The sequence below is a fragment of the Janthinobacterium woesei genome (genome assembly GCF_051380875.1).
GTDB lineage: Bacteria > Pseudomonadota > Gammaproteobacteria > Burkholderiales > Burkholderiaceae_D > Janthinobacterium.
The window spans coordinates 81,763-105,907 of the sequence record NZ_JBNYXW010000002.1; the positions used below are offsets into that span (position 1 = coordinate 81,763).

21 protein-coding genes are annotated in these 24,145 nt (G+C 61.7%); 16 read left to right on the top strand and 5 right to left on the bottom strand.

What is annotated here, in order from left to right; genetic code table 11:
• Window positions 1–161: 161 nt before the first annotated feature.
• The 5 genes from ACQ4W6_RS02150 to ACQ4W6_RS02170 all read left to right on the top strand — a co-directional run bounded on the left by ACQ4W6_RS02150 (window position 162) and on the right by ACQ4W6_RS02170 (window position 6,050).
• A complete protein-coding gene (locus ACQ4W6_RS02150) occupies window positions 162–1,448 on the top strand; it encodes a maltoporin (RefSeq protein ID WP_436565537.1) in 1,287 nt (428 codons plus the stop codon).
• Between the two features lie 351 nt (window positions 1,449–1,799).
• On the top strand, window positions 1,800–3,053 hold the full coding sequence (locus tag ACQ4W6_RS02155; RefSeq protein ID WP_436565538.1) for an ABC transporter substrate-binding protein: 1,254 nt from the start codon (window positions 1,800–1,802) through the stop codon (window positions 3,051–3,053).
• 115 nt (window positions 3,054–3,168) lie between these two features.
• Window positions 3,169–4,053, top strand: coding sequence for a carbohydrate ABC transporter permease (locus ACQ4W6_RS02160; RefSeq protein ID WP_436565539.1), 885 nt, complete (start codon window positions 3,169–3,171; stop codon window positions 4,051–4,053).
• Window positions 4,050–4,931 carry a carbohydrate ABC transporter permease gene (locus ACQ4W6_RS02165; protein ID WP_436565540.1) on the top strand — a complete coding sequence of 294 codons (882 nt, stop codon included), beginning with the start codon at window positions 4,050–4,052 and terminating at the stop codon, window positions 4,929–4,931. Before ACQ4W6_RS02160 ends, ACQ4W6_RS02165 begins: the two co-directional genes overlap by 4 nt.
• 9 nt (window positions 4,932–4,940) lie before the next feature.
• Window positions 4,941–6,050, top strand: coding sequence for an ABC transporter ATP-binding protein (locus ACQ4W6_RS02170; RefSeq protein WP_436565541.1), 1,110 nt, complete (start codon window positions 4,941–4,943; stop codon window positions 6,048–6,050).
• A 57-nt stretch (window positions 6,051–6,107) separates the two neighbouring features.
• Here ACQ4W6_RS02170 and ACQ4W6_RS02175 read toward each other — a convergent pair whose 3' ends face one another.
• The 5 genes from ACQ4W6_RS02175 to ACQ4W6_RS02195 all read right to left on the bottom strand — a co-directional run bounded on the left by ACQ4W6_RS02175 (window position 6,108) and on the right by ACQ4W6_RS02195 (window position 10,656).
• Window positions 6,108–6,245, bottom strand: a complete 138-nt coding sequence (locus tag ACQ4W6_RS02175) for a hypothetical protein (RefSeq protein ID WP_436565542.1) — start codon at window positions 6,243–6,245, stop codon at window positions 6,108–6,110.
• Between the two features lie 13 nt (window positions 6,246–6,258).
• A complete protein-coding gene (locus ACQ4W6_RS02180; RefSeq protein WP_436565543.1) occupies window positions 6,259–7,479 on the bottom strand; it encodes a hypothetical protein in 1,221 nt (406 codons plus the stop codon).
• Window positions 7,480–7,759: 280 nt separating this feature from the next.
• Window positions 7,760–8,782 (bottom strand): Gfo/Idh/MocA family oxidoreductase, encoded by a 1,023-nt coding sequence (locus tag ACQ4W6_RS02185; protein ID WP_436565544.1) that lies wholly within the window; start codon window positions 8,780–8,782, stop codon window positions 7,760–7,762.
• 28 nt (window positions 8,783–8,810) lie between these two features.
• Entirely contained in the window at window positions 8,811–9,797 is a 987-nt protein-coding gene (gene iolG / locus ACQ4W6_RS02190; RefSeq protein WP_436565754.1) for an inositol 2-dehydrogenase, read from the bottom strand.
• Entirely contained in the window at window positions 9,790–10,656 is an 867-nt protein-coding gene (locus tag ACQ4W6_RS02195) for a MurR/RpiR family transcriptional regulator (RefSeq protein ID WP_436565545.1), read from the bottom strand. The genes iolG and ACQ4W6_RS02195 overlap by 8 nt, the downstream gene beginning before the upstream one ends.
• A 244-nt stretch (window positions 10,657–10,900) precedes the next feature.
• Between ACQ4W6_RS02195 and ACQ4W6_RS02200 the strand changes: the two genes are divergently transcribed.
• From ACQ4W6_RS02200 to cobA, 11 genes are all read left to right on the top strand, one after another.
• Complete coding sequence (locus ACQ4W6_RS02200) at window positions 10,901–11,953, top strand: sugar ABC transporter substrate-binding protein (RefSeq protein ID WP_436565546.1); 1,053 nt, start codon at window positions 10,901–10,903, stop codon at window positions 11,951–11,953.
• 188 nt (window positions 11,954–12,141) lie between these two features.
• Window positions 12,142–13,269 carry an ABC transporter permease gene (locus tag ACQ4W6_RS02205; RefSeq protein WP_436565755.1) on the top strand — a complete coding sequence of 376 codons (1,128 nt, stop codon included), beginning with the start codon at window positions 12,142–12,144 and terminating at the stop codon, window positions 13,267–13,269.
• A 3-nt stretch (window positions 13,270–13,272) separates the two neighbouring features.
• Window positions 13,273–14,058, top strand: a complete 786-nt coding sequence (locus tag ACQ4W6_RS02210) for an ATP-binding cassette domain-containing protein (RefSeq protein WP_436565547.1) — start codon at window positions 13,273–13,275, stop codon at window positions 14,056–14,058.
• An 8-nt stretch (window positions 14,059–14,066) separates the two neighbouring features.
• On the top strand, window positions 14,067–16,013 hold the full coding sequence (locus ACQ4W6_RS02215) for a bifunctional 5-dehydro-2-deoxygluconokinase/5-dehydro-2-deoxyphosphogluconate aldolase (protein WP_436565548.1): 1,947 nt from the start codon (window positions 14,067–14,069) through the stop codon (window positions 16,011–16,013).
• Between the two features lie 8 nt (window positions 16,014–16,021).
• Window positions 16,022–17,851 (top strand): 3D-(3,5/4)-trihydroxycyclohexane-1,2-dione acylhydrolase (decyclizing), encoded by a 1,830-nt coding sequence (gene iolD, locus ACQ4W6_RS02220; protein ID WP_436565549.1) that lies wholly within the window; start codon window positions 16,022–16,024, stop codon window positions 17,849–17,851.
• Between the two features lies 1 nt (window position 17,852).
• Window positions 17,853–18,776, top strand: a complete 924-nt coding sequence (gene iolE / locus ACQ4W6_RS02225; RefSeq protein WP_436565550.1) for a myo-inosose-2 dehydratase — start codon at window positions 17,853–17,855, stop codon at window positions 18,774–18,776.
• Window positions 18,773–19,570, top strand: a complete 798-nt coding sequence (gene iolB, locus ACQ4W6_RS02230; protein WP_436565551.1) for a 5-deoxy-glucuronate isomerase — start codon at window positions 18,773–18,775, stop codon at window positions 19,568–19,570. The genes iolE and iolB overlap by 4 nt, the downstream gene beginning before the upstream one ends.
• A 13-nt stretch (window positions 19,571–19,583) precedes the next feature.
• A complete protein-coding gene (locus ACQ4W6_RS02235; RefSeq protein ID WP_436565552.1) occupies window positions 19,584–21,083 on the top strand; it encodes a CoA-acylating methylmalonate-semialdehyde dehydrogenase in 1,500 nt (499 codons plus the stop codon).
• A 68-nt stretch (window positions 21,084–21,151) separates the two neighbouring features.
• Complete coding sequence (locus ACQ4W6_RS02240; RefSeq protein ID WP_436565553.1) at window positions 21,152–21,805, top strand: ANTAR domain-containing response regulator; 654 nt, start codon at window positions 21,152–21,154, stop codon at window positions 21,803–21,805.
• 175 nt (window positions 21,806–21,980) lie between these two features.
• Window positions 21,981–23,171 (top strand): CmpA/NrtA family ABC transporter substrate-binding protein, encoded by a 1,191-nt coding sequence (locus ACQ4W6_RS02245; RefSeq protein ID WP_436565554.1) that lies wholly within the window; start codon window positions 21,981–21,983, stop codon window positions 23,169–23,171.
• A 14-nt stretch (window positions 23,172–23,185) separates the two neighbouring features.
• The gene (cobA, locus tag ACQ4W6_RS02250; RefSeq protein ID WP_436565555.1) at window positions 23,186–23,956 is read left to right on the top strand and encodes a uroporphyrinogen-III C-methyltransferase; all 771 of its coding nucleotides are present in this window, start codon (window positions 23,186–23,188) and stop codon (window positions 23,954–23,956) included.
• Window positions 23,957–24,145 lie beyond the last annotated feature (189 nt).

Here is a 24,145-nt window from a genome sequence, read left to right on the forward strand (position 1 = left end):
CGAATGACTGAATAAAGTGTCGCAGAGTAGTCGTAGGATTACAACATAATATGTTGATATTTGTTCGTAGTATAGTTACTATGTCTCTGCTGGAAAGAATTCTGGCCAGTGCATTCGGCCACGGATGACTAGATAAAAACAAATTACTGAGGAGACTTACCATGCTGCATCGCACCATGCTGAAGGCCGTGTTGAAAACGCTGCCAGCTGCCATCGTCTTAGCCATCGCCAGCGGTTCCGCTGCTGCCGACCCCATGTACCCGACTGACTCCGAAGGTTTCCACGGCTACCTGCGCGCTGGCGCCGGCAGCAATACCTCCGGCGACGGCGGCTCGCAAGGCTGCTACGGCCTGGGCGGCAATACCATGAAATACCGTTTGGGCAATGAGTGCGACGCCTACACGGAATTCGGCTACACCAAGGCCATCGCCAAGTCCGGTGACGTGACCTACATGGCCACGTTGTGGGTCAATGCGTATGCACCGAACTCGGACTTCGGTGACAACAAAGTCGGCATCGTCAAAGCCTATGTCGAAGCCCAGGGACTCGACTTCCTGAGCGGCGGCACGGCCTGGGTCGGCAAACGTTTCTACTACCGTCCTGACATCCACATGCTGGACTTGCAGTACATCAACATGAACGGCACCGGTGCCGGTCTGGACCGTATTCAAGCAGGCCCGGGTAAATTCTCGTATGCCTTCTTCAAGGACAACGACATCAACAGTGTTTCGCCGACTGGCATCGTCAGCACCAAGTCGGCCGTGCGCCAGAACTTCATCTATGGTGAAATTCCGGTCAACACCAACGGCACGCTGGACCTGGCTGCGACCTACATCATCGGCGAAGGCAAGGACAACGACGCTTTCGGCGAAAAGCATAATGGCTGGCAACTGTCGGCATTCCACCGTCAAGGTAAAGTTTTCGGCGGCGGCAATACCTTCGGCGTGCAGTACGGCGTCGGTCCTGGCGTGGGCAAGGGTGCCCAGTTTGGCGCCGCAGGCGACACCTCGTTCGGTTCGGACGTCAAGCGCACCCGCGTGTTCAATGACATGGCGATCCAGCCGATGGAAAACTTCGGCATGGAATTCGTCGCCCTGTGGCAAAAAGACGAGTCGAACGCCACCGGTTCCTCGACCTGGACGTCGGTCGGCGTGCGCCCTGTGTACGCGTTCACCAACAACTTCAAGCTGGTGGGCGAACTGGGTACGGACCGCGTGACGCAAGCGGGCGGCCTGCCAGCCAAGCGCTTGACCAAGCTGACCATCGCGCCGACCATCTCGGCCGGCCCTGGCCTGTGGTCGCGTCCTGAACTGCGCGCCTTTGTCACCTACGGCAAATGGAACGATGCGGCCACCGCCTCGGTCAACGCGTCGAACAACGGCGGCCCGATCTACAACAACAATACCAGCGGAACCTCCTACGGCTTCCAAGTGGAAACCTGGTTCTAAACAACTAAGCCAAGCTGCTGCGCGGCGCGCTTTGCGGCCGGCGATGCTCACCGGGCTACGGCCCGGCCGGGCTTCCTGCCACCAATCGCCGCCGCGCGCGACGGTTTTGGTTGGTGTGTTATGTATAGATCAACCTGGCGCATCCTTCACGGATGCGTTTTTGGCGCCGTTCCGTGCTATAAATGATGTTATGACTATGTCATGGATCACGGCGCCGTCTCTACACGCAAGATGATGCCCGTTTGCAAGCGGGTCTGAGCACAAGAGCGCCGGTACAGGCGCATTTTTCACCTTTTTCGGCCCCCGTATGCCGAAGCCCCCTAAAAGCTTGATCAAAAAAGGAATGTGGAGATGAAACTGAAATTCAAGATTACCCAACTGGCCGCATTGACCACCCTAGCATTCGCCGGCAGCGCATTTGCGACCGACGTGGAAGTGCTGCACTACTGGACCTCCGGCGGCGAAGCCAAGTCCGTGGGCCAGTTGCAGCAGATCGTGAAGGAAAGCGGCTATGGCTGGAAAGACTTCGCCGTAGCTGGCGGCGCTGGCGAAAACGCCACGACCGCGCTGAAAACCCGCGTCATTTCCGGCAATCCGCCTACCGCCGCCCAGCTCAAGGGCCCATCGATCCAGGAATGGGGTGCAGAAGGCGTGCTGGCCAGTATCGATGATGCCGCCATCCCGGGCAAATGGGATGCCGTGCTGCCGAAAGTGGTCGCCGACATCATGAAATACAAGGGCCACTACGTTGCCGCTCCCGTCAACGTCCACCGCGTCAACTGGATGTGGGTCAACCCGGAAGTGCTGAAAAAAGCCGGCGTCACGAGCACGCCAACCACCTGGCCTGCCTTCTTCGAAGCGGCCGAGAAGATCAAGAAATCGGGCGGCATCGCGATTGCCCACGGCGGCCAGCCATGGCAGGACGCCACCGTGTTTGAATCGGTCGCGCTGGGCGTGGGCGGCACCGAGTTCTACAAGAAAGCCATCCTCAAGCTGGACCAGAAGGAATTGACCGGCCCGACCATGATCAAGGTGTTCGACACCCTGGGCAAGGTCAAGACCTACATCGACAAGGATGCGGCAGGCCGCGACTGGAACCTGGCGACTGCCATGGTCATCAACAACAAGGCCGGCTTCCAGTTCATGGGCGACTGGGCCAAGGGCGAGTTCACGGCTGCCGGCAAAGTGCCAGGCAAGGACTACCTGTGCGTGGCAGCTCCTGGCACGGACAAAGCCTACACCTTCAACATCGATTCGTTTGCCATGTTCACGCAAAAGGATGCAAATGCGAAGAAAGGGCAGATCGCCCTGGCCAACGCCATCATGAATCCGAAGTTCCAGTCGGTCTTCAACTTGAACAAGGGTTCTATCCCTGTGCGTTCCGGCGTTTCCAAGGACAAGTTCGACGCTTGCGCCCTGAAATCGATGGAAGACATGGACGCTACCAACAAGACCGGCGCGCTGCTGCCGTCGTTCGCCCACGGCATGGCCCTGCCTTCGGCCACGCAAGGTGCGATTTTTGACGTCGTCGCCAAGTTCATGAACACCAACATGAGCTCGAAAGACGCGGTTGCCGAACTGGCTAAAGCAGCAAAAGTGAAGTAATCACGATGGCGCCGGCATCCCCGCCGGCGCCCGCTGCATCGCACGCATCGCAGGCATCCGCCCTGGCGTTCGCCCAGGCCGGTGCCACACACAGTTTTACTTCTACGGCAGTCCTATGTCCATACGCAAGCATTTCGACCGATGGATACCGCAGATGGTGCTGGGCCCCACGCTCATCGCCAGCCTGCTATTCGTCTATGGTTTTATCTTTTTGACCGGTTGGCTGTCGCTGACCGAATCGCGGCTGATGCCGAACTACGAGTTCGCCGGCCTGGTGCAATACTACGAGCTGTTCGACAATGAACGCTGGTGGACCTCGCTCAAGAATCTGGGCATTTTCGGTGTCCTGTTCATCGGTTGCAGCATTGCAATCGGCCTGTTCCTGGCAATTTTGCTGGATCAGAAAATCCGCGCCGAAGGCGCGCTGCGCGCCATCTACCTGTATCCGATGGCGCTGTCCTTCATCGTCACCGGTACGGCCTGGAAATGGATGCTCAATCCCAGCCTGGGGCTGGAAAAGGTCATGCACGACTGGGGCTGGACCTCGTTTACCTTCGACTGGCTGGTGAACTCCGACATGGCCATCTACACGGTGGTGATCGCCGGCGTATGGCAGTCGTCGGGTTTCGTCATGGCCCTGTTCCTGGCCGGCCTGCGCGGTATCGATGACGAAATCATCAAGGCGGCGCAAGTCGATGGCGCGTCCCTGCCGACGATTTACTGGCGCATCGTGATTCCCGCCATGCGGCCCGTGTTCTTCAGCGTGCTGCTGATCCTGGCGCATATCGCCATCAAGAGCTTCGACCTGGTCATCGCATTGACGGCTGGCGGACCTGGCAACTCGTCGTCCGTGCCGGCCATCTTCATGTACCAGTTTTCCTTCACCCGCGGCCAGCTGGGCCTGGGCTCGGCATCGGCAATGATGATGCTGGCCACCATCGTGGCCGTGCTCGTGCCGCTGATGTACCTGGAAACGCGCAGCGCAAAGGCGATGAGATGACACACACACGCAATCCTACACGTAACAACAGACTCACCCTGGGGCGGGTGGTTTTATACCTGCTGCTGATTTTGTTCGCGGTGTACTACATCGTGCCCCTGTACGTGACCCTGTCGACGTCGTTCAAGTCGCTCGACGAGATCCGCAGCGGCAACTTGCTGGCGCTGCCGCATGTGTGGCAGTTCGATTCCTGGTCCAAGGCCTGGTCTTCGGCCTGCACGGGCGTGACCTGCGACGGCATGCAGCCGTTCTTCTGGAACTCGATCAAGATGGTGATTCCTGCCGTGCTGATCTCGACTTTCCTGGGCGCCTTCAACGGCTATGTGTTTGCGCACTGGCGTTTCCGCGGTTCGGAAATGCTGTTCGCCGCCTTGCTGGTGGGCTGCTTCATTCCGTTCCAGGTGGTGATCCTGCCGATGGCGCGTTTGCTGGGCGAATTCGGCCTGGCCAATACCACCACGGGCCTGGTCTTCGTGCACGTGGTGTATGGCACGGCGTTTACGACCCTGTTCTTCCGCAACTACTATATTGGCGTGCCGGAAGAACTGATCAAGGCGGCGCGCATCGACGGCGCCGGCTTCTTCCTGATCTTCCGCAAGATCGTGCTGCCGATTTCGGGTCCGATTTTCGTCGTCTGCATCATCTGGCAGTTCACGCAGATCTGGAACGACTTCCTGTTCGGCATCGTGTTCGCCAGCGGCGACTCGCAACCGATCACGGTGGGCTTGAACAACCTGGTCAACACGTCCACGGGCGTGAAGGAATACAACGTCAACATGGCCGCTGCGGTGATTGCCGCGCTGCCGACCCTGCTGGTCTATCTGGTCGCAGGCCGTTATTTTGTGCGCGGTCTGACCGCAGGCGCAGTCAAAGGTTAAGGAAATAATATGTCCAGTTTATCAATACGCAGCATCCGCAAGGTGTACACGAATGGCGTCGAAGTGCTGAAAGGCATCGACATCGAGATCAAGGATGGCCAGTTCCTGATCCTCGTCGGCGGCTCCGGCTCCGGCAAATCGACCTTGCTCAACATGGTGGCCGGCCTGGAAAGCGTCACTTCGGGCGAAATCCTTATCGACGGCAAGGTGGTTAACGACTTGCCGCCGAAGGACCGCGACATCGCCATGGTGTTCCAGTCCTACGCGCTGTACCCGTCGATGACGGTGCGCCAGAACATCGCCTTCGGCCTGAACGTGAAAAAAGTGCCGAAGGCCGAGCAGGAAGAAATCGTCGCCCGCGTCGCTGAAACCTTGCAGATCACGCACTTGCTGGACCGCCGTCCAGCGCAATTGTCGGGTGGCCAGCGCCAGCGCGTGGCCATGGGCCGCGCCATTTCGCGCAAGCCCTCGCTGTTCCTGTTCGATGAACCGCTGTCGAACCTGGACGCCAAGCTGCGCGTGGAAATGCGCGCCGAGATCAAGCGGTTGCACCAGCGCCTGAAGGCCACCATCGTCTACGTCACGCATGACCAGATCGAGGCGATGACCATGGGCGATTTGATCGCCGTCATGAAGGATGGGGTGGTGCAGCAACTGGGCACGCCGCAGGAAATCTACGACAACCCGGCCAATCTGTTCGTGGCCGGCTTCATCGGCTCGCCGTCGATGAACTTCATCACCGTCAAGCCGCTGATCGAAGGCAACGAGGTGTTTGTTGCCATCGAGAACGCGGGCAAGAGCATGCGCCTGGCACTGCCGTTTTCGGCCGACAAGCTGCGCAGCTACGCGGGCCGCGACGTGATCCTGGGCGTACGCCCGGAACAGATCACGGACATGAGCAGCGCGCATGGCGACGTGGGCCAGGAACTGGCTTGCCTGGTCGACCTGGTCGAGCCGACCGGCCCCGATACCTTGCTGACGACGCGCCTGAACGGCGCCGCCGTGACTTGCCGCACGCACCCGCGCGAAGCGGTGCTGCCAGGCCAGACCATGCAGCTTTCGTTCAATCTGTCGAAGGCGGCCATGTTTGACCCGGCCAACGGCGAACGCATCGCGTAAGCGCAGTTGCAATAGAAAACGGCCCGCTTGTCACTTGGACAAGCGGGCCGTTGTTGTTTACGTCGCCGCGATTATTTTGCCAGCGATTTCTTGTACGCGATGGTGCAGCCCAGCTAGCCCGTCGGTCTTTGCCAGATCCACCGCAGCTTGCTTGCGCAGCCAGTCTGCCCAGTCTTTGGCGCTGAAGCGCGCCATCGGCAACCTGCTGTTACTCAGCGCGCAGCGCGCTGGGCACGCGGGGCGACGACATCAGGTCGCAAAATGCGGCCCAGTGTGCCTCGCGCGTGCTGCCCTGGCGCTCGACATAGGCTTTCGCCATGTCCTGGCCCAGGTTGTAATTGATGACATACGCGCCCATGGCGTCGTAGAACTGCAGGCGCTGCGCTGATTTTTCGGCCGGATACAGACGCACGTTGACCAGCCATTCCAGCGCTTCTTCGCGCGCCAGGCTGCCTTCGAGGTACTGGCGCGCGATGTCGTTGTCGGCGTAGCTGAGCCTGGCCAGCAGCGCATTGAGCTGCGCATAGCGTGGTGCCAGCGCCGGGTCGAGACCGGCCAGCGGGTACAGTACCTGCTGTTCGAAGGCCAGCCGCTCGGCATCCGTAAAACTCAGTTCGATGCCGTAATTGGCCGTGCCTTCGGCGATCAGCGATTGCGGCGAGTACAGCGGATAGACGCAGTATTCGAGCCAGCCTTTGCCGCGCACCAGGTCGCGTTCAAGCAGCACGTTGTACACATGGTGGCCCGGATAGGCTTCGTGGCAACCGAGGTCGACGGCGCGGTCGATATACACGGGCAAGTCCGTATTGATCTGGATCACGCTCTGGTAGTTGCCCTTGTACCAGTTGTAGCCGCTCCAGGGCTTGTCGCTGACAAATTCCAGCACGAAATCTTCCCCTTCGGGCAGGGCGATGTATTGCAAGGTGCGTTCGCGGCCGGCGCGGATGGCCGCATCCATGACGGCGCGCAGCTTGTCGGCAGGAATGACCAATTGTGCGCGGAAGGCATTGACCCGTGCGCTGACCGTGCCATCGCCCGGCAGCAGGGCATCGATTTCCGCCACCAGCGTTGCATAGTAGCTGCGGCTGTGGTGGGGCGAGACGGCGTCGTACAGGCGCGCGCTTTCCGTATCAAAATCCAGGCGCGCGCCCTGCAGCATGTCCACCCGCGCCAGTAGTGCCTGCAGCTGTTTGCGCAAGTTGACGGCGCGCAGGCAGTGGTCGCCGGCGAACAGTGCCAGCACCATGTCTGCAGCCGCCTTGATGTCGCTCAAGCCCTGTTGTTGCTCGATGGCTTGCTGTTGCCATTCGGGCGGGCCGTAATAGGCATCGACATACGACGCATCGTGCTGGCCCATGGCGAGGATCAGTTTGACGTAGCGCTCGGCCACGTGGTCAAGGGGAGGGGAGTGGCTGTCGGCGGGCATCATGGCGGCGTGCTCGTTGCGGGAGTGGTCGGGCGTTTATTGTATAGCGCAATGGAGGGCAGGTGATGCACTGGCTATTGGCAACATTTTTCTATAACAAGTGTGAATGGATATCTGACATGGATCAGTCGTCAGGGCAGTTTTGCATCCGCTGCGGGCATTCCGCCGCAAGATGGTGCTGTTTTCTTATCTTTTCATATTCCCGTGATTCATGGGCTTAAGGCTGGCCGTCGAGCCCAGGCAGCCGTTTCGTGCACCGGCTGCCTGAGCGGCCTGCAAAAGGCTAGAATTGCACCGGCCGCGCCTCGCGCATGGCTTGCGTCATGGCCAGGCCGATGCGCGTCGCTTCCGTGGCATCGTGCAAGGTCAGCGACAAGGTGCGCTGGCCCAGCGCCGCGTCGGTAAACTCCTGCGCCTCGATCAAAAAGGCATCGGCAAAACGGGCATAAAAGTCTGGCGTGCATTCATTGCGCACGCCATGCGCATCCGAAATTTCCACGCGGTTCAGGCGTGGATTGCTGCCTACGGCCAGGCGTCCGCCCGTGCCGAACACTTCCGTCAGGGTTTCATGGCCATGCGCCATCGTGCGCGAGGCCATGAAACTGGCCATGCTGCCATCGGAAAACTCCACCGTCGCCAGGCCGTTGTCGACGTCGCCGTATGCCTGCAAACCCGTGTGGATGGCATTGGTGCCGCTCGCATACACGCGCTTGGGCACGGGGTTGCCCAGCAGCCAGCGCGCCAGGTCGATGTCGTGCACGCTGCAATCGAGAAAAATGCCGCCGCTGGTGGGGGCGAAGCGCATGAAGGCGCCACTGGGGTCGTTCTGGTCGCAGGTTTGCGAGCGCACCAGATACGGCTTGCCGATCAGGCCTAGTGCGATTTTTTGCTGCGCGTCATGGTAGCTGGCATCGAAACGGCGCACGAAGCCGATCATGACGGTCAAATGCGGGTGGCGCGCCGCTTCCGCTTCCACCTTCAGGCAGTCGGCCAGGTCCAGCGACAGCGGTTTTTCGCAAAACACATGCTTGCCGGCGCGCAAGGCGGCGATGATCTGCTCTGCGTGCAGGGACGTGGGCGTGACGAGGAAGACGGCGTCCAGGCCCGGATGGGCCAGCAGGGCAGCGTAATTTGCATAGCCGGTGGTGATGCCGAGCGCGCTGGCAGCCCAGTCCAGTTCGGCTTGCACGGGGCTGCAGGCGGCCACGACTTGCGCGTTCGGCACGCGCTGCGCCAGGTTGATGGCATGGCGCTGGCCCAGGCGGCCGAGGCCAACGATGCCCACTTTCAATGTTGGGGATGACATGCTGTCTCCAGGTATTGTTATTCTTGGTTTATAAGGTCACGACACGACTTTCGCGCCACGACAGGGTGGCCGCTTCGGCCAGTTCCAGCGCTTTCAAGCCATCGTGGACGGTGGTGCGCAGCGGCGTGCCGTGGGCGAGGGCGTCAAAGAAATGCCCCATTTCCTGCGCGTAGGCAACGCGGTAGCGTTCCAGGAAGAAGTCTTCCGGCTTGTCCACGCTGACGTTGACGGCCCCATAGGCTGTCACTTCCGTCGGCTTGTGGTTGCCCGCCTGCAGCATGCCTTGGCTGCCCAGCACTTCGAAGCGCTGGTCATAGCCATATGCGGCGCGGCGCGAGGCATTGATCTGGCACAAACGTCCCTTGGCCGTGCGGATCGTGACCACTGCCGTATCGAGGTCGCCCGCCTCGCCGATGGCCGGATCGACCAGGCAGCTGCCCGTGGCGTGCACGCTGACGGCTTCGTCGTCGAGTATCCAGCGAAAGATGTCGAAATCGTGGATCAGCATATCCTTGAAGATGCCACCCGAAACCTTGATATAGCTCACGGGTGGTGGGCCAGGGTCACGGCTGGTGACGACCAGCAATTCAGGCGTGCCGATCTCGCCCGCTTCGAGGCGTTGCTTGACGGCATTGAAGGTCGGGTCGTAGCGGCGCTGGAAGCCCAGCATGCACATGACTTTGGCTTCCTTGACGGCGGCGGCGCAGGCGCGCGCCCGGGCTATGGTCAGGTCGACGGGTTTTTCGCAAAAGATGGCCTTGCCGGCGGCAGCCGAGCGCAAGATCAGGTCGGCGTGCGTGTCCGTGCTGGAGGCGATGACGACGGCCTTGATGGCCGGATCGGCCAGCGCCGCTTCCACCGTGGCGCTGCTGCCGCCATGCAAGCTGGCCAGCGCGGCGGCCGCTTCCAAGTTGACGTCGACCACGTACTTGAACTGTACGCCCGGCTGTGCAGCCAGGTTGGCCGCGTGGATTTTGCCGATACGTCCGGCGCCGAACAATGCTACTTCAATCATCATGTTCTCCTGGGGTGTGGATTTCTTCGATGTCGAGCTCTAATTTATAAGCCAGCGCGATAAATAGCGCCTGGCATAGGCAGATGGTGCTGGTGAGCGAGCGGAAGGCGAAGGCGCTGCCCTCGGTGACGGTCAACAGCGCGTCGGCGCTGCGCGCCAGCGGCGCCAGCTTGCTGTCGGTAATCACCAGGACCTTGGCGCCCCTGTCTTGCGCCGCCTTGATGCACTGCTGGGTTTCCTTGCCGTAAGGCGAGAAACTGATGGCGATCGCCACATCGCGTTCGCGCACGCTGCGCATCTGTTCGCGGTGCATGCCGCCCAGTCCGCTAATCAGGTGCACGCGCTTGTCCGTGTGTTCGAGCGCGTAGGCGATGTAGGAGGCGATCGGAAACGACCGGCGCACGCCGATCACGTAGATATTCTCTGCTTTCAGCAGCAGGTTGACGGCCGCTTCCAGCTGGGCGTCGTCGAGGCCGGCGGCCAGGTCATCGAGGCCGGCGCGGCTGGCGCCGACGAATTCGCGCGTCAGGTCGCCGGCACTGAGGGCGACGTCGCGCGTGGAAATGAGCTTGCGGATGCGCTGCTGGTAGTCGGGCGCGGCGCCCGCCTGGTCCGTGTAGGCCTGGCGGAACACATCCTGCATTTCGGAAAAACCCGTATAGCCGAAGCGCTGCGCGAAGCGCACGATGGCCGACGGCTGCACGTCGCAGGCGGCAGCGATATCGCTGATGCGCTCAAGCATCAGGCTGGCGCGGTGCTTCTCTATATATTGCGCGATGACTTTCAACTGGCGCGACAGCTTGTCGTACTCGGCGGCGATCTGCTGCATCAGTTGTTCGATGGGGGCGGTGGCTGCCATGATTTTTTCCTCGGTGTGCTTGCTGGGCCGCTGAATCACTGCGGCTGGTTCTGGCGAGAATTATAGGAGGGAATTTTAAAAATAGAAATGAATTTCTATTTAAATTTAATTTGAAAATTTTATTGCATTTGTCTTTTTTGTGGCCTAAGCTGTGCGCAGTGCATCGGTCTTGCCGCTTTTTCGGTCCCGATGACACGCGACAAAAGCTGGCAACTATAAAAATTAATCCTTCAAGGAGACATTCATGCAAAGCAATAAGCGTAAGCAATTTCTGAAGCGCCTGGCCGTGCTGGGACTTGGCCTGGGACTGAGCCTGAGCCTGGGAATGAGCGCCAGCCACGCGGCGGGCGAAAAATTCGTGCTGATCAGCCATGCGCCCGATTCCGATTCCTGGTGGAATACGATCAAGAATTCCGTCAAGCAGGCTGGCGAGGATTTCAATGTCACGGTCGACTACCGCAATCCGCCGAATGGCGACCTGGCCGACATGGCGCGCCTGGTCGAGCAGGCTGCGGCCCGCAACTACGATGGCGTGATCGTCAGCATCGCCGACTTCAGCGTGCTGCAAAAGCCGCTGGGCCTGGTGGCTGCCAAGAAGATCCCTTTCATTACCATCAATTCCGGGACGCTGGCGCAAAGCGAGCAACTGGGCGCCGTGATGCACGTGGGCCAGCCTGAATATGAGGCAGGCAAGGGCGCCGGTGAAAAAGCCAAGGCGGCCGGCATCAAGTCCTTCGTGTGCGTGAACCACTACGCCACGAATCCCTCTTCGTTCGAACGCTGCCGTGGTTTTGCCGAAGCGATCGGCGTCGACTTCAAGGCGGCCACCCTGGATGCGGGCGAAGACCCGACCACCATCGAAAGCAAGCTGAGCGCGTTCCTGCGCAACAACCCGAAGACCCAGGCCGTGCTGGCGCTGGGCCCCACCTCGGCCCACGCTTCCCTGAAGGCGCTGGAGAAAATGGGCTTGAAGGGCAAGATGTGGTTCGCCACGTTTGACTTGTCGGAGGAAATCTCGAAAGCGATCAAGGATGGCAGCATTCAGTTCGCCATCGACCAGCAGCCCTACCTGCAAGGCTACATCCCCGTGGCCGTGCTGGCCATCATGAAACAGGACAAGACCACCGACCTGGCCAAGGTACGCGAGAAGCTGATGAACAATGCCAAATTCAAGGCTCGCATGGCTGAATACGGCCTGGCGCCATCGTATGGCCCGCGCCATATCGGTTCCGGCCCTGGTTATGTGACCAAGGACAATATCGGCAAAGTCGAGAAGTACGCCGGGCAGTTCCGTTAAGCATTAAGTATTCAGCATTCAGCATCCGCGTTCCAATTCAATACATCAGTCGTTGTCCCCGCGCGCAGGCCATGCCTGCCGGCGCGCGGGTCCTGCCGCCCGCGATTTTGGGTTGAGGCTGGCAGTTTGCGATAAAACAAGGGAGACATAGCATGAGTAGCGTGAAATTAAGCGTGGAGCAGGGCGGCATGGCCGCTACCGCCGCGCCGAAACAACAGGGCGAACAGGGCGCCGACGAGCGCGTGGGGCAAGTCAGCTGGCTCAAGCGGCTGTTCAGCCGTCCCGAATTCGCCTCGATCTCGGGCGCCATCCTGGTGTTTGCGTTCTTCATCCTGACGGCCGGCGACTCGGGCATGTTCAACCTCGACGGCGTGATCAACTGGGCCCAGGTGGCGGCCTACCTGGGCATCATCGCCATCGGCGCCTGCGTGCTGATGATCGCCGGCGAGTTCGACCTGTCGATCGGCTCCATGATCGGCTTTGCCGGCATGATGATCGCCATCCCTTCCGTGTATTTCCACTGGCCCGTGTGGGCCGCCATCCTGTTTGCCTTTGCCGGCTCGATGGCGCTGGGCTGGCTCAACGGCTACCTGGTCATCAAGACGCGCTTGCCTTCGTTTATCGTCACGCTGGCGTTCCTGTTCATCCTGCGCGGCCTGACTCTGGCCCTGTCGATCATGTTCGCCAACCGCACCATCGTCAGCGGCATCGGCGCGCTGGCCACCGAAGACTGGCTGGCCATGACCCTGTTCCATGGCGAGGTGGGCACGTCGCTGTTTGTCTGGATGGCCAAGGCCGGCTGGATCACGGCGCTTGACAATGGCGCGCCGCTGGTGAAAGGCATTCCGAAAGTGATCGTCTGGTGGGGTGCTCTGGCGCTGGTGTCGGGCTTCGTCCTGGCCCGCACCCGCATCGGCAACTGGATCTTCGCCGTCGGCGGCGACGCCAACGCGGCCAAGAACGTGGGCGTGCCCGTGAAAACAGTCAAGGTCTCGCTGTTCGTCTTCACTGCCTTTTGCGCCTGCCTGTTTGCTACCTTACAAGTATTTGACGTGGGTTCGGCCGCCGCCGACCGTGGCATGCAGAAGGAATTCGAAGCCATCATTGCGGCCGTCATCGGCGGCGCCTTGCTGACGGGCGGCTACGGTTCCGTCGTCGGCGCCTGCTTCGGCGCGCTGATCTTCGGCGTGGTGCAGATCGGTATTACTTACACGAATATCAATTCGGACTGGTTCCGCGTCTTCCTCGGCGTGATGCTGCTGATCGCCGTGCTGTTCAATAACTTTGTCCGTGCGCGTGTCACGGAAGCGAGATAAGCCATGAGCCAATACATCCTTGCGCTGGAAAATATCAGCAAACGTTTCGGCTCCGTCATCGCCTTGCAAAACGTCACCTTGCGCTTGAAACCGGGCGAAGTGCATTGCTTGCTGGGTGATAACGGCGCCGGCAAGTCGACCCTGATCAAGACACTGGCCGGCGTGCACCGTCCCACCAGCGGCGAGTACCTGGTCGATGGCAAGCCGGTCAGTTTCAGTTCGCCGAAAGAGGCGCTGGACCTGGGCGTGGCCACCGTCTACCAGGACCTGGCACTGGTACCCCTGTTGTCGGTGGCGCGCAATTTCTTCATGGGCCGCGAGCCGATCCGCAAGATGTTTGGCGTACTGCCCGTCATGGACATGGAATATGCGGCCAACACGGCGCGCGACAAGCTGGCCGAGATGGGCATCATGGTGCGCGATCCGCACCAGGCCGTGGGCACCATGTCGGGCGGCGAGCGGCAATGCCTGGCCATTGCCCGCGCCATCCACTTCGGCGCGCGCGTGCTGATCCTCGATGAACCGACGGCTGCGCTGGGCGTCAAGCAATCGTTCAATGTCTTGAAACTGATCTACAAGGCGCGCGAACGGGGCTTGTCCGTGATCTTTATTACCCACAATGTGCACCACGCCTATCCCGTGGGCGACTCGTTCACCTTGTTGAACCGGGGCAAGTCGCTGGGTACCTACACCAAGGAAACCGTTTCCAAGGATGAAGTACTCGACATGATGGCCGGCGGTGCGGAAATGCAAACGCTGATGAGTGAACTCGACGGTGTCACGATTTAAGGATAACCATGAATAACCCGACACAATTTGCCCAGGGCCGCGCGCTCGACGTGATCTGCCTGGGCCGCCTGGCGGTCGACCTGTATGCGCAGCAAATCGGCAGCCCGCTGGAAGACGTCAGCAGTTTCGCCAAGTATCTGGGCGGCTCCTCGGCCAACGTTGCCTTTGGCACGGCCCGGTTGGGCTTGAAGTCCGCCATGCTGTCCAGGGTGGGCGATGACCACATGGGCCGCTTCCTCACGGAAACTTTAGCGCGCGAAGGCTGCGATGTCAGCCATGTGAGCATCGATCCCGAGCGCCTGACGGCGCTGGTGATGCTGGGCATCAAGGATAAAAACACCTTTCCCCTGATTTTCTACCGGGAAAATTGCGCCGACATGGCCATCGAGCCTTCTTCCGTCGACGCCGCCTTTATTGCTTCCAGCAAGGCGCTCTTGATTACTGGCACGCATTTTTCCACGGCCGCCATGCATGGCGTCAGCATGCACGCCCTCAAGTTGGCCCGTGCCAACAATGTGCGCACCGTGCTCGACATCGATTACCGGCCCGTGCTGTGGGGCTTGTCGGGCAAGGCGGACGGCGAAACGCGCTTCGTTTCCAATGATGGCGTGACCAGGCATTTGCAATCGATCTTGCCGCAGTTTGACCTGGTCGTGGGCACGGAAGAGGAATTCATGATCGCCGGCGGTGGTGCCGACATCATGGCCAGCTTGCGCGCCGTGCGGGCCGCCACCTTGGCCACCCTGGTCGTCAAGCGCGGGCCGCTGGGCAGCGCCGTCATCGACAGCGTGGTGCCGCACAGCCTCGACGACGCGTATAACTACCGTGGCGTGCGGGTCGAGGTGTTGAACGTGCTGGGCGCGGGTGATGCCTTCATCTCGGGATTTCTCAAGGGCTGGCTGCGCGGCGAAGGCTACGAGGCGTGCTGCCGCTATGCGAATGCCTGCGGCGCGCTGGTCGTGTCGCGCCACGCTTGCGCGCCAGCCATGCCGTCGCCCGTCGAACTCGAGTATTTCCTGGCGAACACGGCGAAACTGGCGCAGCCGGACCAGGACGCCACGCTGGCCCGTTTGCACCGCACGACGGTGGCGCGCAAGCAATGGGACGAACTGTGCGTGTTCGCCTTTGACCATCGCACGCAATTCTTTGAGCTGGCGCAGCAAACGGGCGCGTCCGAGTCGCGCATTGCGGTATTGAAGCAACTGATGGTGCAAGCGGTGGCGCAGACGGAAACGGCCTTGAACCTGGCCGGCAAGACGGGCGTGCTGATCGATGGCCGCTATGGCGTCGATGCCTTGAACGATGCGACGGGACGCGGCTGGTGGATGGGCCGTCCCGTGGAATTGCCCGGCTCGAATCCCCTGCAATTCGACTGGGGCCGTTCCATCGGCTCGCACCTGGTCAGCTGGCCGAAAGAGCACGTCATCAAATGCCTGGTGCAGCTGCACCCGGACGATGCGGTGGAAAACCGCCTGGAACAGGAAGCGCAGATCAAGGCCCTGTATGACGCGGCGCAAGTGAGTGGTCATGAACTGTTGCTCGAAGTCATACCGCCGGAGTCCTTGCCGCACGGCGACGATACGCTCTTGCGCGCCGTCAAGCGCCTGTACAACCTGGGCATTTATCCGGAATGGTGGAAGCTGGAAAGCATGTCGGCCAAGCAATGGCAAGCCATCGATGCGCTGGTGCACGAGCGCGATCCGTATTGCCGTGGCGTGGTATTACTTGGCTTGAACGCGCCCATCGCCGCGCTGGCCGCCAGTTTTGAAGAAGCCAGTGCCAGCACGACGTGCAAGGGCTTCATGGTGGGACGCACCATCTTCCAGGAGCCGAGCCGTCGCTGGCTGGCGGGCGAACTCGACGACGCGGGCCTGATCGCGGCCGTGCGCGCCAACTTCGAGCAGTTGATTGCCCTGTGGCAGCGCACGCGCAACCGTCTGGAGCGTGCAGCATGAGCGCGCAAATGCAAGAAACCGTTCGTTTGACCATGGCGCAGGCGCTGGTGCGTTATCTGGCCGCCCTGCGCACGGAGGATGGTCAGCCCCTGTTCGGTGGCGCCTTCGCCATCTTTGGCCACGGCAACGTGGCGGGCCTGGGCGAAGCGCTGTACCAATACAAGGACAGTTTCCCCACCTACCGCGCGCACAATGAGCAGGCGATGGCGCATGCGGCTATTGCCTACGCGAAAGCCCACATGCGCCGGCGCATGATGGCCGTCACTAGCTCCATCGGCCCGGGCGCCACCAATTTGCTCACCGCCTGCGCCTTGGCGCATGTCAACCGCTTGCCCGTGCTCTTGCTGCCCGGCGACGTGTTTGTCTCGCGCGCGCCCGATCCGGTGCTGCAGCAGCTGGAAGATACGAGCGATGGCAGCGTGTCGGTGAATGACGCCTTCAAGCCGCTGTCGCGCTATTTCGACCGCATTATTTACCCAGAGCAATTGCTGACGGCCTTGCCACGGGCGATTGCCGCCTTGACGGACGCGGCCGCCTGCGGTCCCGTGACCCTGTCCTTGCCGCAAGATGTGCAAACCATGGCGTATGACTATCCGGCCGATTTCTTCGAACCGCGCCTCGTGCGTTTCCGCGCCGTGCCGCCCATCTTGCAGGAACTGGAAGAAGCGGCCGCATTGCTAAAGCACGCGAAGCAGCCGATGATCGTGGCCGGTGGTGGCGTGCTATACGGCAAGGCTAGCGCCGCCTTGCAGGCGTTTGCCGAGCGCCATGGCATTCCCGTGGCCGAGACGCAGGCCGGCAAGAGTTCGCTGCCGTGGAACCATCCCTTGCAACTGGGTGCCATCGGCGTGACGGGCTCGCCCGCTGCGAATGCGCTGGCAGCCGAGGCGGACGTGGTGCTGGCCGTGGGCACGCGCCTGCAGGATTTTACGACCGGCTCGAACTCCCTGTTTGCGCAAGCGCAACTGGTGAGCCTGAATGTGAATGCCTTTGACGCCTTGAAACGCCGGGGGCTGGGCTTGCAGGCCGATGCCACCCTGGGCTTGCAGGGCCTGTCGCGCCATCTTGACGGCTGGAACAGCGCCGGCCAATGGCTGGAGCGCGCACAGCAGGCCGGTCACGCGTGGCGCGACACGGTGGCGGCCATCACGGGCCAGCGCGAGGTGGCGGGCTTGCCGTATGACGGCGAAGTCATCGGCGCCGTGCAGCGTTCCGCACCAGACTCGACCTCGCGCGATATCGTCGTCTGCGCGGCGGGCACCTTGCCGGCCGAACTGCATAAATTGTGGCGCACTAGCACGCCGGGCGGCTACCACATGGAATACGGCTACTCGTGCATGGGCTATGAAATCGCCGGCGGCCTGGGCGTCAAGATGGCTAAACCGGAATCGGAAGTGATCGTCATGGTGGGCGACGGCAGCTATCTGATGATGAATTCGGAAATCGCCACCTCCGTCATGCTGGGTAAAAAGCTCATCATCGTGGTGCTCGACAACCGCGGCTACGGTTGCATCAACCGCCTGCAGCAGGCCTGCGGTAATGCCTCGTTCAACAATATGTTGCCCGACAGCGCCCCCGTGATCGACTTCGCCCTGCATGCGCGCGCGCTGGGCGCCTTGAGCGAACACGTGGGCAATATCGCCGAACTGGAAAGCGCCATGCTGCGCGCCCGCGCCGCGCCGCGCACGTATCTGATCTGCATCAATACGGACGACACGCGCACGACGGAGGAGGGGGGTTGCTGGTGGGAAGTGGCCGTGCCGGAGGTGTCACCCCAGCTGCGCGTGCAGCTTGCCCGCGCCCGTTATGAAACCGAACGCCTGAAGCAAAGGAATTGACATGCATCACTCAACGACCTGGAATGTTCGCATCGGCATCAACCCGATCTCGTGGATGAACGACGATTTGCCGTCGCTCGGTGGCGAGACGCCGCTGGAGACTGCGTTAAAAGAAGGCGCCGAGATCGGCTATGCCGGTTTCGAGCTGGGCAACAAGTTTCCCAAGGAAGCGTCTGCCTTGAATGCCGTGCTGGGCAAGTACGGCCTGGCTTGCGTTTCCGGCTGGTATTCGGGCCGCCTGGCGCAGCGTTCGGTCGAAGAAGAGATCGCGTCCGTGGCGTCGCACTTGCGTTTGCTGGCCGACAGCGGCGCCACGGTGATGGTGTACGGCGAAGTGGCGGACGCCATCCAGGGTGAAGCGCGCCCCCTGTATAAACGCCCGCGTTTCCAGACGCAGCAGCAATGGCAAGCGTATGCAGACAAATTGACAGCCTTTGCCGCCCACCTGCTGGCGCACGGCGTGCGCCTCGCCTACCACCATCACATGGGCGCCTACGTGGAAACCCCCGCTGACGTGGATCAACTGATGGCGTTGACGGGCCCGGAAGTTGGCCTGTTGTTTGATACCGGTCATATCACCTTTGCCGGTGGCGACGCGTTGGCGGTCCTCAACAAACACATCGAGCGCATCTGCCACGTGCATTGCAAGGATGTGCGTCCGAACGTGGTGAAACTGGCGCGTAATGGCAACTGGAGCTTCCTGCAAGCCGTCATCAATGGCGCGTTCAGCGTGCCAGGCGATGGCAGCATCGACTTCCCGGCGATTTTGAGCAGCCTGTACCGCCACGGCTACACGGGCTGGCTGGTGGTGGAAGCGGAGCAAGACCCGGCCGTGGCCCCCAGCTATCAATACGCGAAGATGGGCCATGACTACCTGGCCCAACTGGTCGATGAAATCCCGCGCCTGGGCCGGGAGGCGGCATGAGCCCGCTGCTGGTCAAGGCCAACAAGACTGGCGGCAAAATCGTCGAAGTCACGCCCGAGTCGGCTGGTTGGACGCATGTGGGCTTTGCCGCGCACCGGCTGGCGGCAGGCGAATCGCTGAGCCTGGAGACGGGCACGCGTGAACTGTGCATCGTCGTGCTGACGGGCAGGATTACTGTCAAGGCGGGCGAGCAAACCTGGGAAACCATCGGCGGGCGCGCCAGCGTGTTTGAAGAGCGCGCACCGTATGCCGTGTATGTGCCACTGGAAACAGCGGTCAGCATCACGGCGGTGGGCAACGCCGAGGTCGCCTTGTGCAGCGCCCCGGCCAGCACCCACCGTGCGGCGCGCCTGATCGAACCATCGACCATGACGCGTTCCGTGCGCGGCAAGGGCGCCAACACGCGTTATGTGTGCGACATCTTGCCGCAAACGGAAGAGGCCGATGGCTTGCTGGTGGTGGAAGTGGTGACGCCTTCCGGTCATTCATCGAGTTATCCGCCGCACAAGCACGACAGCGACAATATCCCGTTGGAAAGTTCGCTGGAAGAAACCTATTACCACCGCTTGAATCCCGAGCAGGGCTTTGCGTATCAACGGGTCTACACGGATGACCGCTCCATCGACGAAGCCATGGCCGTGGAAAACCACGATGTGGTGATGGTGCCGCGCGGCTACCACCCCGTCACCGTGCCATATGGCTACGACGGTTACTACCTGAACGTGATGGCCGGCCCGAAACGGGTGTGGCATTTCAAGAATGACCCGGCCCATGAATGGCTGATGACTCAATAATGAAGGAAGCAAGATGACGACGCAAATGATCGGCCACTTTATCGGTGGCAACCCCATGGTATCGCGCTCCGAGCGCAGCAGCGACGTGTTCAATCCCGCCACGGGAGCGGTCACGGCAAAGGTCTCGCTGGCCACGCCCAGTGAATTGAACGCGGCCGTGGCCGCCGCCCACGCGGCGTTTCCCGCCTGGTCGCAAACCTCGCCCCTGCGCCGCGCGCGGGTCATGTTCAAGTTCAAGGAGTTGCTGGAAGAACATTCCGATCAGCTGGCGGCCTTGATCACGGCTGAACACGGCAAGGTGTTTACGGATGCCAAGGGGGAAGTGACGCGCGGCATCGAAGTGGTGGAGTTTGCCTGCGGCATTCCGCAAATGATGAAGGGCGAATACAGCGAACAAGTGGCCGGCGGCATCGACGCCTGGTCGATCCGCCAGGCACTGGGCGTGTGCGCCGGCATCACGCCATTCAACTTTCCCGTCATGGTGCCGATGTGGATGTTCCCCATGGCCATTGCCTGCGGCAACACCTTCGTCTTGAAACCGTCGGAGCGCGACCCGTCGGCCAGCCTGCTGCTGGCGCAACTGCTGACGGACGCGGGCTTGCCTGACGGCGTCTTCAACGTGGTGCAGGGCGACAAGGAAGCCGTCGATGGCTTGCTGCACCACCCGGACGTGCGCGCCGTCAGCTTCGTCGGCTCCACGCCGATTGCCGAATACATCTACGCCACCGGCTGTGCGCAAGGCAAGCGCGTGCAAGCCCTGGGCGGCGCGAAAAACCATATGGTCGTCATGCCGGACGCAGATATCGCCCAGACGGTCGATGCGCTGATGGGCGCGGCCTTCGGTTCGGCTGGCGAGCGCTGCATGGCCATCTCGGTGGTGGTGGCGGTGGGCAATGTGGCCGATCAACTGGTCGACGCGCTGGTGCCGCGCATTGCGGCGTTAAAAATCACGCAGGGCATGGATTTGCAGGCCGAAATGGGCCCCGTGGTGACGCAGGTGCACAAGGACAAGATCAGCGGTTATATCGCCACCGGCGTGCAAGAGGGCGCGAAACTGGTCTGCGATGGGCGCGGTTTCGTCTTGCCGGGCCACGAACAGGGCTTTTTCCTCGGTGGCAGCCTGTTTGACCACGTCACGCCCGCCATGACGATCTATAAAGAGGAAATCTTCGGCCCCGTGCTGTGCATCGTGCGCGTGCCCGATTTCGCCACGGCGCTGGACCTGGTCAATGCGCACGAATACGGCAACGGCACGGCCATCTACACGCGCGATGGGGGCACCGCGCGCGAGTACACGCACCGCGTGCAAGTAGGCATGGTGGGCGTGAATGTGCCGATTCCCGTGCCGATGGCCTTCCACAGCTTCGGCGGCTGGAAGCGCAGCCTGTTTGGCGACCATCACGCGCATGGCCCGGAATCGGTGCGTTTCTACACGAAACAGAAAGCCGTCACGCAGCGCTGGCCCGCTTCCACGGCTGCCGGCGCCGAGTTTGCCATGCCGACCTTGAAATAAGAGAAACGCGTCTGGTTTGATTCTTGCTTGCTACAGTGGTTATTGTTTAGCCACTGTAGATAGCTCCCATGACGTCCAGCCGTACCCAGCCAGCGCTTGATCGACCCCTGCGCATCGTTGTCGTCAATACCATCATCGAGCACGGCGTGCACGAGAATGCGGCATTGGCGGCACAAGTGCAGCGCGGCAATGCTCTGCGTATCGGCTTGCTGGAATCGGGCTTTGACATCGTCGCCTCCCTGCCTGCCGACCTCTACCTTCCTGAGCGCATCGCGCAGCTGCAGCCCGATCTCATCATCATCGACGCCGAATCGGACGCGCGCGACGTGCTCGAGCACATCGTCATCGCCACGCGCGAAGAGCGCCGCCCTATCGTGCTATTCACGCAAGACGGCGCCACGGCGAGCATCGATGCGGCCATGGCGGCCGGCGTTTCGGCCTACATCGTGGCCGGCTTGCAGGCCGAGCGCATCCTGCCCGTGCTCAACGTGGCCCTGGCGCGCTTTCGCCAGGAAGAGAAATTGCGCGCCGAATTGCTCGACACGCGCCACAAGTTGCAGGAACGCAAGGTCATCGAGCGGGCCAAAGGCCTGTTGATGACGCATCACGGCTTGACGGAAGAGCAGGCTTACCAGCGCCTGCGCAGCATGGCCATGAACAAGAAGCTGAAACTGGCGGACATTGCCCAGCGCATCATCGACGTGGAGGACTTGCTGGGATGAGGTATCCACGTGCCTTTCATGATGCATTCTGGTGCGTTGCACCATTTCAGTGCATTTCCAGCCGCTATGCACGGCAAATCATCTTGCGTTGCTGGCACGCTCTTTGCTGCTCGGTGAGGGTAGCCTGGCCACGGACGGTGGCGCGGCAAGATGGCATCTTTCAGCAAGGAATGGTATGACAAAGCAAGCGGGCAGCCAAGCAGGAAGCAGCGCCCACGTGATGCGGTCCATGCATCCGGAAAAACAGACGATACGCGTCGGCTACCTGCCATTGACCGACTGCGCCTCGCTGGTGATGGCATCGAAGCTGGGCTTCGATGAACGATACGGCATCAAGATCGAGCTGAGCCGCGAGATGTCGTGGGCTGGCGTGCGCGATAAATTGAACAGCGGCGAGCTCGACGCGGCCCACGTGTTGTATGGCCTCGTGTATGGCGTGCAGATGGGCATCGGCGGGCAGCACAGTGACATGGCTGTGTTGATGAACCTGAATCACAGCGGCCAGGCAGTGACCCTGTCGGCGGCGCTGGCGCGCGAGGGCGCCCACGATGGCCCATCCCTGGCGCAGCACATGCGCGGCGCGGCGCGGCCATTTGCGTTTGCGCATACTTTTCCAACGGGCAACCATGCAATGCTGCTGCAGTACTGGCTGGCCGCGCATGGCATCGACCCGCTGCGCGATGCGCGCGTGATGACGGTGCCGCCGTCGCAGATGGTGGCAGCCTTGCGCGCCGGCCAGATGGATGGTTTTTGCGCGGGCGAACCGTGGGGCTACAAGGCCATCGTCGATGGCGTGGGCGTGACGGCTGCCACCAGCGGGCAGATCTGGCCCGACCACCCGGGCAAGGTGCTGGGCACCAGCGCCGCGTTTGCGCGCCAGCATCCGAACACTTGCCGCGCCCTGATCGCCGCAGTGCTCGACGCGGGGCGCTGGATCGACGCCAGCGATGAAAACCGCATGGCCATGGCGGCCACCCTGGCCGACCCCGCCTATCTGCATACGCCGCAGGAAATGCTGGCGCCGCGCATCCTCGGCCATTACCAGGATGGGCTGGGCAAGACGTGGGACGAGGCGCACGGCTTGCGGTTCTACAACGGCGGCGCCGTCAATTTTCCGTATCTGTCGGACGGCATGTGGTTCATGACCCAGCACCGGCGCTGGGGCTTGCTGCGCGAGGAACCCGATTACCTGGCCGTGGCAAGGCAGGTCAGCCGCATCGACCTGTACCGCCAGGCGGCGGAAATGACGCAGACGCCCTTGCCAGCGTCGCCCATGCGCACATCGACCCTGTGCGACGGTGCGGTGTGGGATGGCAGCGCGCCGGAAGCGTATGCGGCGTCGTTTGCCATCGGCCATTTTTTCTGACTGGAGATTTCATCATGGCACAACAAGGTAGCGTAACGCTGGTCGGTGCCGGTCCCGGCGACCCGGACCTGCTGACCCTGAAAGCCGTGAAGGCCATCGCACGCGCTGACGTGGTGCTGATCGATGACCTCGTCAATCCCGCCGTGCTGGCGCATGCGGCGCCTGGCGTGCGCGTGGTCGAAGTGGGCAAGCGGGGCGGTTGCGCCTCCACGCCGCAAGCCTTCATCGAGCGCTTGATGCTGCTTGAAGCGCGTGCGGGCCTGCACGTGGTGCGCCTGAAAGGGGGCGACCCGTATCTGTTTGGCCGTGGCGGGGAAGAGCGCGCCTATTTGCGCAGCCACGGCGTGGCAGTCGAGGTGATACCGGGTATCAGCAGCGGCCTGGCCGCGCCGGCCAGCATCGGCGTGCCGCTGACGCACCGCAGCTGGAGCCAGGGCGCCATTTTCGTCACGGGCCATGGCAAGGATAGTGCCTCGGAGCCGAACTGGATTGCGCTGGCGCAAAGTGGCCTGACCCTGGTTATCTATATGGGCGTGGCGCGCGTGGCTGCCATCCAAGCGGGCTTGCTGGCCGGCGGCATGGCGCCGGGCACGCCGGTGGCCGTGGTGCAATCGGCCAGCCTGGCCGCGCAGCGCCAGTTGCTGAGTACCTTGCACGATTTACCTGCCGACTTGCTGGCCAGCGGCCTTGGCAGCCCCAGCATCATCGTCGTGGGCGAAGTGGTGCGCTGCGCCGATGCCTGGGATGCGCATGGCGCGGCAAACCTGTTGGCCGCTTCCGCCTGAGCTGCGTATCGGCCGCCGTCCAGTCACTTCGTTTCAACGAGCGAGCGTTGTCCATGCTGCCTTGCCAGCGCCGCACAGTCGGCCTGGAATACCTTCCCGTACAAGCATTGACCATCATTGACAACCATTGCGCGTGCTTTTTTTCATGTGCACACGCGTGGCGCAGGAGCTTTGATAGTATCCTCGTAC

Bases quoted from the DNA above. Each gene is read 5' to 3' on its own strand.
- ACQ4W6_RS02155 (WP_436565538.1), top strand. From the start codon at position 1,800: ATGAAACTGAAATTCAAGATTACCCAACTGGCCGCATTGACCACCCTA.
- iolG (WP_436565754.1), bottom strand. From the start codon at position 9,797: ATGATTGAAGTAGCATTGTTCGGCGCCGGACGTATCGGCAAAATCCAC.
- ACQ4W6_RS02210 (WP_436565547.1), top strand. From the start codon at position 13,273: ATGAGCCAATACATCCTTGCGCTGGAAAATATCAGCAAACGTTTCGGC.
- ACQ4W6_RS02180 (WP_436565543.1), bottom strand. From the start codon at position 7,479: ATGATGCCCGCCGACAGCCACTCCCCTCCCCTTGACCACGTGGCCGAG.
- ACQ4W6_RS02185 (WP_436565544.1), bottom strand. From the start codon at position 8,782: ATGTCATCCCCAACATTGAAAGTGGGCATCGTTGGCCTCGGCCGCCTG.
- ACQ4W6_RS02215 (WP_436565548.1), top strand. From the start codon at position 14,067: ATGAATAACCCGACACAATTTGCCCAGGGCCGCGCGCTCGACGTGATC.
- ACQ4W6_RS02165 (WP_436565540.1), top strand. From the start codon at position 4,050: ATGACACACACACGCAATCCTACACGTAACAACAGACTCACCCTGGGG.
- ACQ4W6_RS02245 (WP_436565554.1), top strand. From the start codon at position 21,981: ATGACAAAGCAAGCGGGCAGCCAAGCAGGAAGCAGCGCCCACGTGATG.
- ACQ4W6_RS02175 (WP_436565542.1), bottom strand. From the start codon at position 6,245: ATGGCGCGCTTCAGCGCCAAAGACTGGGCAGACTGGCTGCGCAAGCAA.
- ACQ4W6_RS02195 (WP_436565545.1), bottom strand. From the start codon at position 10,656: ATGGCAGCCACCGCCCCCATCGAACAACTGATGCAGCAGATCGCCGCC.
- iolD (WP_436565549.1), top strand. From the start codon at position 16,022: ATGCAAGAAACCGTTCGTTTGACCATGGCGCAGGCGCTGGTGCGTTAT.
- iolE (WP_436565550.1), top strand. From the start codon at position 17,853: ATGCATCACTCAACGACCTGGAATGTTCGCATCGGCATCAACCCGATC.
- ACQ4W6_RS02170 (WP_436565541.1), top strand. From the start codon at position 4,941: ATGTCCAGTTTATCAATACGCAGCATCCGCAAGGTGTACACGAATGGC.
- iolB (WP_436565551.1), top strand. From the start codon at position 18,773: ATGAGCCCGCTGCTGGTCAAGGCCAACAAGACTGGCGGCAAAATCGTC.
- ACQ4W6_RS02160 (WP_436565539.1), top strand. From the start codon at position 3,169: ATGTCCATACGCAAGCATTTCGACCGATGGATACCGCAGATGGTGCTG.
- ACQ4W6_RS02200 (WP_436565546.1), top strand. From the start codon at position 10,901: ATGCAAAGCAATAAGCGTAAGCAATTTCTGAAGCGCCTGGCCGTGCTG.
- ACQ4W6_RS02150 (WP_436565537.1), top strand. From the start codon at position 162: ATGCTGCATCGCACCATGCTGAAGGCCGTGTTGAAAACGCTGCCAGCT.
- ACQ4W6_RS02235 (WP_436565552.1), top strand. From the start codon at position 19,584: ATGACGACGCAAATGATCGGCCACTTTATCGGTGGCAACCCCATGGTA.
- ACQ4W6_RS02205 (WP_436565755.1), top strand. From the start codon at position 12,142: ATGGCCGCTACCGCCGCGCCGAAACAACAGGGCGAACAGGGCGCCGAC.
- cobA (WP_436565555.1), top strand. From the start codon at position 23,186: ATGGCACAACAAGGTAGCGTAACGCTGGTCGGTGCCGGTCCCGGCGAC.
- ACQ4W6_RS02240 (WP_436565553.1), top strand. From the start codon at position 21,152: ATGACGTCCAGCCGTACCCAGCCAGCGCTTGATCGACCCCTGCGCATC.